Below are 12392 nucleotides of genomic sequence, written 5' to 3'. Positions count from 1 at the left end.
GACAACGACCAAAGAGCAGTTAATACCAGGGTGCAAATAATAGATACTCTCGATAATTACTTTGTCGTACGTTCAAGCATTGCTCCTGGCGATCTTTTGATTGTACTAGGTCACGAAGGGTTACAACTCAATGAAGCCGTTACTCCAACAAAGAGGGAAAACACATGAAGTCCCTGGAGAAATACAGCTCAATTATCATCTGTTGTACCTTTACCCTAATAATAGCCGGGGTTATAGCCGGGATAAATTTACCAAACGCCCTACTCCCATCCATTAATCGTCCACAAATTGCACTCGCAACCTCCTGGCCAGGAAAGACCGCAGAAGAAATAGAACAAATACTAATTGCTCCGCTAGAACAAGAACTCTCCAGCCTAAGCCACCTAAAAGAATTGCAAACCAATGTTAATAGTAGCTGGGCTTGGACCGTAATTGACTTCCATTCGGAGGCAAATATGGAGAAAATGTATATTGAGGTCCTCTCCAAAATCAACCAAGTACCCAATTGGCCAACACAAGTTCGCACACCGGATGTATTCAATTTTGCAAATGGTGCAGGGGCTACGCTTGGATCCTTTTTCCTATATTCTGAGAAGCCAGCTAGCGAACTTGAATTAATCGACGCGTTTATAAATCATGTAAAGCCAGCCTTTAGCAAAGTTCCTGGTGTACAGTCTATTGAAGAGGCCGGCACACCCACTGCCCAAAGGGTCGATATTGAGTTCGATCCGGAAAAGATGACTCGGTACTCTTTAACCATTAGTGAGATAACCGAAAATCTAAACAATTTAACGGATCGTTCGGGAGGAAATCTAAAAATTGGATCAAAAGATTATGCCCTTCATTTTAAAGGGCAGATCCCACTAGAGGAACTTTCAACGCTACCTATCGCAACACGAGAAAGCCAAATCATTCAACTCTCGGATATTGCTTCGGTAAAAGAGCGTGTAGCTTCAGATTGGTTATATTTTGCCCTTGAAGGCAATAGATCTCTATACTTCTACCTACGCCCTACCGAAAATGTCAATGTTCTAGAAACCATCACCCAGCTCAAATCAACAATAGAAGAACTAAATGACGGAGAGTTAAATCGACTGGGGATGAAGCTCGCCATAAGCCGGGATGACTCCACGGGTATTCGGAATTCCCTCAGCCTGGTATACGGAAGCCTCCTGCTGGGATCACTACTCGCCTGCCTGGTTATTTATTGGTTTTTACGTAACCCTAGAACTCTAACCCTAATATTTCTAAGTATCCCCATTTGTATCTCTCTGGTAGTTCTGGGAATGTATCTTGGAAATAGAAGTATGAACGTAGTTTCACTTGCAGGGATTGCACTTTCTATCGGGTTAATGGTCGATGCAGCAATTATTGTCGTAGAAAATATTCAAAGACTGCGCAAGCAGGGTATAAATATTCAGGAAAGTATCACGCGGGGAACCAAAGAAGTTTCGGGCCCATTAGTTTCATCTACAACATCCAGTGTTATCGTATTCCTGCCCATTATTGCCATGCAGTCAGCAACAGGGCAGCTTTTTCAAGACCTGGCATTCACAATTTCAAGCGCATTATTAGCATCACTATTGTTTGCTCTACTAATACTACCCTCATTGGCCAGACACTTACTTGGAAAAGCAGCAATTGCTGAGGAGGGATCCAGCAGTATAAAAATTAATAAAGTGCTTGAATGGTGGGTGAAGCTTTCTATCCGTTCTGCAAGCAACCCTAAGCTAGCTTCCACTGTGATTTTGTTAGGATTACCTGTCGCACTCATTGCCACTTCCTTTTCTAGCCCTGACATTGATGTCCTCCCAGACCCCAAACAAAATATGGTCTCTGTTTATATCAACTTTGAAAGTCCTTTATCCACAGAGACCATAAGAAATGAAATTGGGGAACGGGTCGTAAATAGAATCACAGCCAATAGAGAAGAAATAGAGAACCAAGTTTCAACTTATGGAATAATTTGCAACCCAAATAATTGCAATCTCTATCTATACACAAAAGGGGACTGGGGATTTGAAGAACTAAAGAGTTGGCTAAATGAAAAAGCTCTCTTTGGACTAATCGGGACTCGAATACATTTCAGACAAGGTGGTTTACTAAGGTTTGCCCTACCCAACAACCGTATTAGCCAGTTAGATATCAAAGGGGCAGAGCTATCTCGACTACAGATGGCCGGGAGTGAGCTGATGAGCCATTTACGCTTAAAGTTTCCAGAAGCGCAAATTCAAGAGGGTAGCGCACTTCAAAATAGAGCGATTCGTATTGAATTTCAACCCAAGCTAGTACAATTAGCTCGTTTAGGTATTACGATATCGGAATTAAATCATCATCTGATGGCTTTAACCGATGGAATATATATTGGGCACTTCTATACGGGAACCAACACTCTTCCTTTTTACCTTAAAGCAAGAGAACCACAAAATCTTGAGACGCTCCTAAATACAGAGATACTGATTGACAGTCACGGCTTTATACCTCTACGTGAATTGACCGATGCCAAAATCACTCAAGCGCCAGCTAGTATACTTCGTGTCGACCAGGAAGTGAGTGCATCAATAAGCTTAACTCCTCCCGAAGGCGTTGCTATGAAGTCTTTTGTCGAGGATGTTGATCAATCTGTGAAAGAGTTTTTATCAGCAAGTTCCTACAATGATCTTCATACACAGTTTAGAGGTAGCGCCAATGAACTCAACCTGTTCCTCAGTGAGTTTCTAAAGATTTTTGCAGCCGCTATTGCAGTATTGGCCTTATTATTGTATTTCGCCCAAAGGTCCGCAAAGTTAGCAGCAGCAGTACTCTGTGCTGTACCCCTATCATTCGCTGGCGGAATGATAAGCTTACAAGTTTTAAATCTATTTACTCCCCAAAGCCTGGATGTAATAACCATGATCGGCTTTGTAATCTTAATGGGACTGGTAGTTAATAATGCGATACTACTAGTCAACCAATTTAATAAGTCATTGCAAAACGGAGCCAATCAATTGGAGGCGATATATATGGCTGCCAGCTTGCGTGTCCGCCCCATTATGCTTACAACAATTACCTGTATCTTTGGCAATATTCCTTTAGTGCTTAACCCTGGAAGTAGCGCAGCTATTTATCGCGGTCTAGCGACGGTTATTACCGGTGGAATGGTGTTTAGCGCCTTATTTGTCTTGGCTTTTATGTCTGCCTTGCTATCACAGAAGCTGTTTAGCGCTCACTTACCTGACACTACTCAAAAGAGTGATCTAAAGCTAACAGAAGCCTCTACTGCGTGATATCCCTCATTTGACATCAATTTATTCACGCCCAAACTGGAAACATATTTTTTGTGCCAGAATGGGCGTTAATACTTAATTCGAAAAGTACTTTACGACGCAGAGCGCCACCTATTCAAGCAACTTTATTTGCTATAGTTTTACAAGATGTAGTTAACCAACACGGAGAGCAAGGGTTTAATTACCATTTATGAATGGGTAAGGAATCAAGGATGAAGTCTCTAATATATTTACTTTTGAGTATCCCATTTACACTGCCACTTATCAGCGATGCCGCTTGGACAGAGAAGGCGCAAATTTACTACTTAAAAGTACACTCGAATGGTGTAGATGTCAGACTTAGAGGATTTGTCAATCCAGAGACAGAGGTGAGCTGCGTGAGCAAAAACACCTTTTTTCTTATCAATGACGACTCTGCCATATACAACACCAAAGTATCTTTTCTGCTTTCCGCTTATATGTCCCAGAAAACTGTAAAGTTTAGTTACTACGGATGTGAAGATGACAGGATTCGCTTAGGCTCAATCCGTTTTCATGATGAGTAGCCAAATCTCATATGATTAACTGGCCCTTTATAATTTGGGCCAGTCAATTCTTATCAATATCAATCTAAAAAATATCCGGATCATCTATCAAACTTGCATTTTCCAACCCATAGTACTCGATCACCCAAGCATAACTCTGGTATATCTCATAACGAGTCGGAAAGGCCCGCCCCACTTCATCCCAGCGTTTCCGCGCATTGGAATAGCTGGAACCTTTGATAACTCCTGAGAACTCGAACTCATCACCATTATGGGGATTCATGACCGTTGTGGTATAGGGAACTTCAACCTCGCTATTTTCCACCATCATCCGCGCCATCATTAGTCCATAAGCGGGTACATTAGATGGCATGGCATCTTTAACAGTTTCCTGGTTGCTTTTGGTCGATGTTTCCCCAACGGTCGTTGAAACACTAAAAGTCTCAGAAAAACTGAATGTAATGGAGCCACTATTTTCAACAGTACCGGGAACACCGACTTTGTAACCCTCGGTCAAGCTAACTCCAGCAGTAACCGAAATCCCCATAGTATTAGTCCAGGTATCTGTTTCACTCTTCCCGTCGGTATACCAGACTTCTGTGCTGTCGTTTTGGGCAATACTGCCAGAGTTCTCAAGTAATCTCTCACCAAAGAATGTCCTGGTATTGTTGGGGGTTTCCACAATCTGATCCCAGTGAATCTCTACGCCAGATTCCACCAATTCCAAACGATCCGCAACGCAAGGGTAAATACTCCAAACTTTACTATCACTCGCAGTACCAGCAAATCCAACTACTGACCGGGTTCCAATACTTAGATGGTATTCCTCCCACTTATACCAGCCATTATTACCTCCAAAGGTAATATCACGGGTTGAGTTATCAGCCATGTCTTTCAAGTAGACTCGAATCCTGGAAATATTGCCATCGCGCTTTTTATAGAAGCGCCAACCCTGAATATATTCGGTAGCACCAAGCAACTTTCGATACCCGGAGATAGTGGTTTTACCAACCTCCTCATCTCCTGCATGTAAGTATTCGAGTTTTAACCCTTTGATTCTCTCATCACCGCTAAAACTGGTTATAGCGGTGATCTTATCTCCAGGGATTCGGGCGGTAACATAGCTATCGCACATATCGAAATCGCTACCATTCCCACTCTTACCATACTGAAATATTGTATCGTACCTTAGGGTCCCACCATTATCTGATGTATTAAAGTACTGATCCAAAATATTTTCTGTTGCACTAATCTGCACAGAAGCCAATAAACCTAACATCGCTGTGACGAAATACTTCATAGTCAACACCTTCTTTATAAGATTATTCTTTTAAACGGATACAACTATCTGAGTACAACCTTTTGTCAACTTCGTCCGTGTCCAACCCTCCTGTATTGCCTTTATTGTTTAAGTTTTCCATCCTGTGGGGTGAAAAATAGAAGTAATCTGACTTCGCGCTACCAGAACGAACCAACCACCAACGCAGTAACCACAAGCAGTAGCACAGACTGAACTCGATAGTTTTTCCATAGTGGCTGTGCTTTCAGGGATACGGTCTCAGTGTCAAAATCACTTTTAGACCAAGTGAAAGATTTGGCTTCTTCGCTAATCTCAGTAGGATAAAGTAGGCTGGCAATCACCAATACCAGTGAACAGAAGACAAATAAAATTGGAGCAATATAGAGGAAATGTAAGCTTGTCCAGTCGAAGACTTCATTGACAAAAAAGAGGCCAGCACCGCCCAAGGTACCTAACAGCAAAGTAGCCATAGCTCCCCTGGAGTTAGCACCACGCCAAAAGAATCCGATCAGGAAAAGTGCCAGTACAGGGGGAACTGCATAGGAAAGCACCTTCTGCAGATACTGGAATAAGGAACCAAAACTCTCAATTTGTGGTGCCCAAAGTACGGCAAGTATCATAAAGATAAAGGTGACCAGCTGACCTACACGCATTAACTGGTGCTGGTTTAGGCCTGGAAAAAACTTCCGCACAAAGTCCATGGTCACCAGCGTGGAAGCTGAATTAAGCGTGGAATCAATTTGCGACATTAGTGCAGCAACAAAACCGGCCAACACTAGCCCCAGGATACCGACAGGCAACAGCTCAAATAGCAGAGTGGGATAAACCATATCTGCGCGCTCTAGTTCCGGGAAAATAACAATCGCCATAGTGCCAGGCAGAACCATGATAAACAGCACGGGAAGTTTGAGCAGACCGGCAAATAAGGCTCCCCAGCGGCCGTGATTGACATCTTTCGCACTGAGTACCCTTTGCACCATAAATTGGTTAGTACACCAGAAATAAAATCCCAGCAGGGTGACTCCCGTAATTAGCCCCAACCAGGGCACACTCGAATCACCTATGGGCCGTATCAGACTCAATTGTTCCGCCGAGACCTGGGATACAACATTTTCCCAACCTCCTGCGCGATCCAGGGCAAAAATACTGATCAGGATTGAACCAAATATCAGCAGTAGCGCCTGAATGGTGTCGGTATAAATAACGGCCGCCAGACCTCCACAGATGGTGTAGATACCCGCGATCACCGCCAAAATTGAAATCGTGGTCCAAATTGGTAATTCAGGAAATATCAATTTCATTACCAGGGCCCCTGCATAGAGGCTACCTGCAGTATCAACCACAATATTCAGGAAAATAGTCAATCCCGAAAAATAAGTGCGCGCGGTGCTGTTAAAGCGACGCTCAAGCATTTCCGGCATTGTGTAAATGCGCGAGCGAAGAATTGTGGGCAGATAGAAAACGGCAAAGAAAACCAGGATAACCGCCGCCATCCACTCATAGTTGAAGACCGCTATGCCAGTGCTGTAAGCATCTCCGGCCAAGCCAATCAAAGAGGTACTCGATATATTGGAAGCGAACAGGGATAAGCCAATCAAGGGCCATACCATTTTTCTCCCAGCCAGGAAGTAGTCTTCTGCAGTATCGTGGCGGCGACTTAGGAAGAGCCCAAGGCCGATGGTGAAAACAAAATAGACGACCAAAATGGTCGCATCGACTGGGTGAAGACCAAAATCGACCGGCATAACTTCCTCGTTCACTGCTAGCAGCGTATTTTTAGAATGATTTGCTTGAACTTGGCCAAAAATTAAATCACAGTGGTTTAATTAAGTAAAGCCAAGCTTCAATAAACAAAAAAAGCTATATTAATCAATAGTTTATATAAACTCCGATCTTAGTACCAACGAAGTCAATAGACTAAGCAAAGGCTTTAAAGTTACACTTTTAACAATAGAACCGGACAATCAGTGGCCGGATCAGATCACGTTTCATCTCAGGGGGCACGGATGGGTAAAGGTAGCAATTCCAGTGGTTTACGCCGTTATAACGAGCGAGTGGTGCTTACGACCCTGCGGAAGACTGGCGCAGCCTCCAAGTCCGACCTAGCGCGCCAAACTGACCTCACCGCTCAGGCGGTTACCCGGATTGTCGATGATTTGGAAAGCGCAGGGCTGGTAATGCGAGAGGGGCGGCGACTGGGCGGCAAAGGCCAACCCTCGATTATGTACGTTATTAACCCTACTGGTGCTTACTCTGTCGGTATCAAGGTGGGACGGCGCAATATCGAGCTGCTACTAATGGATTTTGGTGGCACAGTACTAAAGAAGATTTGCCACGAGTTTGAATTCCCGGAGCCCGAATTTTTATTGGCAAAAATTGAATCGGGCCTCCAGGCACTTACTGATACCCTACCCGCTAAAGACAGAGGGAAACTAGTGGGCGTTGGTATCGCTATGCCCTGGTTTATCGGCGCCTGGACTGAAGAACTCAATATGAGCGAGGAACTAGCGGCCCAGTGGAAAGAAATTAATTTTGCTGAAGAAGTTGCTCAGCGCACACATCTGCCAGTCTTCTTCGAGAACGACTGTTCAGCTGCTGCTGTTGCCGAATTGCAGTTTGGCAATGGCCAGGACATATCCAATTTTCTCTACGTTTATATCGGGACCTTTATCGGTGGAGGCCTGGTATTAAATGGCAGCCTGGAAACCGGCGTCCATGGCAATGCGGGCAATCTGGTTTCCCTGCCAGTGCCCCCCTCAAAACTTAGCAGTACCCCTGAAAATCAAGGGGCATTTGAGCTACTCCTCAATCGCGCTTCACTATTTGGGCTGCGCAGACATTTACGAGAGTGCGGCATCGAAATTACCAGCACTTCCGAACTTGAAACGGTAATGGACCAGGCCCGCCCTCAGATCCAGGAGTGGCTGGACGACTGTGCAGATGCGCTGGTTTATGCATTTCTATCGGCAAACAGCGTACTGGACCTGGAGGCTATTATTGTCGATGCGCATTTACCCCGCTTTTTATTAGACGAACTGGTCGAAATGATTTCTCGCAGGATAAAGCAGGTGGCGCCTTCAGGCGTATTTGCGCCCAAAATTGTCAGTGGAAAAATTGGAGTCGATGCCATCGCCACAGGCGGTGCGATTTTGCCTTTTTACTCAATTTTTGCACCGGATAAAACAGTTCTATTAAAGGGCGGCATACCTGGAAGAATATCCACCTGATTGCGCCTTAATTGGAACCCCAGAAAAGCATAAAAATAACTCTGGGCTCCTTAAGAATAATCAAAGCAATAACTCACCGGCAAATTTCCAATCAGCACTAATGAGGTAAATATCATGGCATTTAATCTCGATAATAAATGGGTATGGGATTTTTGGTTCGCGCAGGACGGCGACCAGTACCATGTATTTTACCTTCAAGCCGATAAATCACTGGGCGATCCTGAGCTGCGCCATTGGAATGTATCTGTCGGTCATGCCGTTTCTACGGACCTTATTCATTGGACTACGCTCCAGGATGCACTGAAACCCTCACCTCGAACTGCAACCGCCAACGAGGAAGCGGCAGACTCTTACACTACCTGGACCGGCTGTGTACACAGAGAAGGCGATACCTGGTATATGTTTTATACCGGTACTAAATATTCGGAGAAAGGCCTGATTCAGCGGGTCTGCCTGGCAACTTCCAAGGACTTATTACACTGGGAAAAACACCCCAACAACCCCCTGGTGGAATTAGATCCCAATTTCTACGATGGCCTGAACCTTGAATATTGGCACGATGCATCCTGGCGTGACCCATGGATCGTTAAGGACCCCTCGCAGAATCTCTACCATATGTATCTCACTGCGCGCTGTAACCAGGGCAGCCCTGATGGGCGTGGCGCAGTTGGCTATGCCAGTTCAACAGACTTAATTCACTGGAAAGTAGGACAACCGGTACTGGCTCCCGGCTGGTATGGTGAAATGGAAGTACCGCAAATTGAATATATCCATGGCCGCTACTACTTATTCTGCTCAGTATCGACAAAGTTCCACAGCGCTGCCCATCGACAATCCATGCAGGGTACACCACTGACTGGCACAAAATATTTTGTCGCCGATGATTTGAATGGCCCATACGAAGTACTTGGAGATGGCTTTATCGGCGCAGACCAGCAGGGATCACTCTATTCTGGCCGGGTCATTCAGGGGCCGGACCAACATTGGTATCTGCTGGCTTTTAATCGGGACGATGCCGAGGGCAACTTTATCGGCGGTATCTGCGACCCCAAGCGCATCGAGTTTATGGACGATGGACAACTGGAATTGGCCAAAGACTAGTAGGCAGGAATCGCAAAAAAATCCTTAGGTAGATGCTCACCGGAAGCATCTACTGCCCCGTATCCCCTTCTCTCGCAACCAGTGTTACTTAGAAAGACAAGCAGCGCTGTCACCAAAAGCAAAGATAGATACCGCAAAAATCACTACTTCTCTTTGGTCTACTTATTTATTTGCTAATTCCAATGCGTAAATTCCGCAAATTTTCGTATTGCCTTTATTAAATCACAGTGATTTAATAAATGTGTTCGCGGGGAGAGGTCCCACCCATGCGGTAACAGGAAGAGAGTCTCGAGTCCGCAGAGAACGGGCCGTGAAAAATCTAATAACCATAAGAGATGATTGAGGAGAGCACCGTGATTGCAGAGGGCTTCCAAGCAGGTTCAGAGACACAGAAACACTTTAAACCACACTCCATAGCCCTGGCAGTTGCCATGGCCTCCAGCGTAGCGGTACCGGCAACAGCTGAGGAAATGCCGGAAATTGAAGAGGTGATGGTTACCGCAACCGCCCGACCGGTTACCAAGATGGAATCCAGCGTATCCGTTAGTGCACTGGACACTGAGGAAATGGCGAAGTACGCCCCGCGCTCTACCGCAGAGCTGTTCCGCAGCTTACCCGGTATTCGGGCGGAATCCTCCGGTGGGGGCGGCAATGCAAATATCACCGTTAGAGGTATTCCCCTGGCAACTGGCGGCTCCAAATATATGCAAATCCAGGAAGACGGATTGCCTGTATTAGAATACGGCGATATTAATTTCGGTAACACTGACAACTTTGTTCGCACCGACTCCTCTCTCGCACGTATAGAAAGCGTACGCGGCGGCTCTGCCTCCACCTTTGCCAGTAATTCACCTGGCGGTGTGATCAATATGATCAGCAATACCGGCGAAGAAGAAGGTGGTAATGTAGGACTTTCGTTTGGTGCGGACTACGATGAATCCCGCCTGGACTTTGGCTATGGCCACCACTTGAATGACACTTTGCGATTCTATGTCGGCGGATTTTTAAGAGAGGGAGAAGGCATCCGCGAGACCGGCTTTGATGGGGATTCCGGCGGCCAACTCAAGGCCAACCTCACCAAAGAGTTTGATAACGGTTATGTCCGCCTCTATTACAAACATCTCGATGACCGGGTAACAACTTATCTTCCTGGCCCTGTAACCTATAAGGGCGATGGTGAATTCGGCACGGTTGCCAACTTCGATGCCAGCAGCCAAACCCTGCATTCCGATAATTATCGATACATTTCCACTTTTGATGCCTACGGCAATCCGGTAACCCGCGACTTATCCGACGGTATCGAATCTCTGGTGGAAGCCTATGGCTTTGAAACCAAATTCGAATTTAATGATGGCTGGACTGTTACCGACAAATTCAGAATTTCTGATGTTAGCGGCAGCTTTATTTCCCCCTTTACCGATACTTTCGGCGATTACGGACCACAATCCACACAGGATATGGCTGATACCATTTGTGCAAATGCCGTAGGCAGTAGCGGAGAGGCCATAGACTGTAGCGCCGGCACAACGGTGACTTATGCCAATGGTGAAGAGGCCGAAGGCCTCGCCTATGTCGACCTGCTCTTTGATACAGAAATACACGATTTGGGTCTGATAGTTAACGACTTTAAAGTCGACAAATTAATTGGCGATAATATTGTTGTTTCCGGTGGGTTCTATTACTCCAACCAAAATATCAAAACCAGCTGGAATAGTTGGAATGCCCTAGTTCAAACTGTTGACGGCAGCAATTCTGAAAACCTCACCATAACTGCCAATGCCAACGGAGATGTACTGGTAGATGATGGGGTCTGGTCTGCAAGCTTTCTTTCCTGGGCCTGGGACCTGGAATATGAAACTTATGCACCCTATATGAATGTGGCGATCGACATCGGCGACTTTACCTTCGATGTCAGTGCCCGCCACGATATGGTCAATGCCAAAGGCTCCCTGGTTTCCAGCTGCTGCGGTGGTGATACAGACTACGATCTGAATGGCGATGGTATTATCAGCGATGTGGAAAGTGCTAGCGCTTCCGATGCCTTTGGATTCACCGGCGGCGTCATCACAATGGCCAATGGATCCACCCAGCTCGTTGACTACGATGCAGACAACACCTCTTTCTCTCTCGGTGGAAATTATATTCTCAACGACAGCATGGCTATTTTTGCCCGCTACAGCGAGGGTGGTCGAGCAATTGCCGATCGGCTTCTACAAATTAGCGGCGCCCTCAACAGTGACGGAAGCCTAACCGACACCACCGATGGCTTCGACTCTGTGGACCAGCTGGAAATTGGATACAAACTCTCAACCGGCGATCTGGATTTCTTTGCAACTTACTTCAATACGGTCACTGAAGAGACCAATGCAGAAATCACTAGCGGCTTAACGTTTGTACGCGAGTATGAAGCCCAAGGAATCGAGCTGGAAGCAGCCTACAGTTATGGAGACTTTTCCGTAAATGGAAACCTCACCTGGACCGACGCCGAAATTTCAAAAGATGCCAACGACAGTTCTGTCGTAGGTAATACGCCGCGCCGCCAAGCAGATTTCATTTACACGATTACACCGCAATATAACTTTGGCGATGACTTTACATTTGGTGCAAGCCTCCAAGGGTCTACAGAATATTTTGTTTCTGACTCCAACCAGTTGAAACAGGAAGGTTATGTCCTGGTCAATCTGTTTGGTTCTTATTACCTGACAGAAGACCTTACCGTTTCCTTTAATGTAAACAACCTAACCGATGAATTTGTTGTTACCGAAGTTGAAGAGTCTTACGCAGAAGTTGGAGACATAGTACGCGGACGGGCTATCAGTGGCCGCTCCACCAGCGTCAGTTTCAATTACGCTTTTTGATCGTTGTTCTTCCCTACTCTAGTAAGTGGTTTGCAGTTCTGCCCATAGCTTTGCAAACCCCGAGCGTCTGGCCCCCACCGGCGCTCGGTTTTTTTCTTTAAGAAACAATATAACCA

General features: G+C 45.7%; 7 protein-coding genes. 5 read left to right on the top strand and 2 right to left on the bottom strand.

Annotation, left to right across the window (positions count from 1 at the left end; translation table 11 throughout):
- The first annotated feature begins 164 nt into the window (after positions 1–164).
- Positions 165–3266, top strand: coding sequence for an efflux RND transporter permease subunit (locus ACJJI1_RS15205; protein ID WP_444957190.1), 3102 nt, complete (start codon positions 165–167; stop codon positions 3264–3266).
- A gap of 212 nt (positions 3267–3478) precedes the next feature.
- Positions 3479–3811, top strand: coding sequence for a hypothetical protein (locus ACJJI1_RS15200; RefSeq protein WP_444905878.1), 333 nt, complete (start codon positions 3479–3481; stop codon positions 3809–3811).
- Positions 3812–3875: 64 nt separating this feature from the next.
- Here the strand turns inward: ACJJI1_RS15200 and ACJJI1_RS15195 are convergent, their stop codons facing one another.
- Positions 3876–5090: a hypothetical protein gene (locus ACJJI1_RS15195; protein WP_444957189.1), complete on the bottom strand. Its 1215-nt coding sequence runs from the start codon at positions 5088–5090 to the stop codon at positions 3876–3878.
- A gap of 158 nt (positions 5091–5248) precedes the next feature.
- Positions 5249–6850 carry a sodium:solute symporter gene (locus tag ACJJI1_RS15190; protein ID WP_444957188.1) on the bottom strand — a complete coding sequence of 534 codons (1602 nt, stop codon included), beginning with the start codon at positions 6848–6850 and terminating at the stop codon, positions 5249–5251.
- A gap of 246 nt (positions 6851–7096) precedes the next feature.
- Here ACJJI1_RS15190 and ACJJI1_RS15185 point away from each other — a divergent pair, with 246 nt between their 5' ends.
- From ACJJI1_RS15185 to ACJJI1_RS15175, 3 genes are all read left to right on the top strand, one after another.
- Complete coding sequence (locus ACJJI1_RS15185; protein WP_444912554.1) at positions 7097–8317, top strand: ROK family transcriptional regulator; 1221 nt, start codon at positions 7097–7099, stop codon at positions 8315–8317.
- A gap of 114 nt (positions 8318–8431) precedes the next feature.
- Complete coding sequence (locus ACJJI1_RS15180) at positions 8432–9418, top strand: glycoside hydrolase family protein (RefSeq protein WP_444957187.1); 987 nt, start codon at positions 8432–8434, stop codon at positions 9416–9418.
- Positions 9419–9771: 353 nt separating this feature from the next.
- Positions 9772–12276: a TonB-dependent receptor gene (locus ACJJI1_RS15175; RefSeq protein WP_444957186.1), complete on the top strand. Its 2505-nt coding sequence runs from the start codon at positions 9772–9774 to the stop codon at positions 12274–12276.
- The last annotated feature ends 116 nt before the right edge of the window (positions 12277–12392 follow it).

The sequence above is a fragment of the Microbulbifer maximicatervae (SeqCode) genome (genome assembly GCF_052467065.1).
Note: the sequence above shows the minus strand (reverse complement) of the source record. Positions and strands in the feature narration are given on the sequence as shown.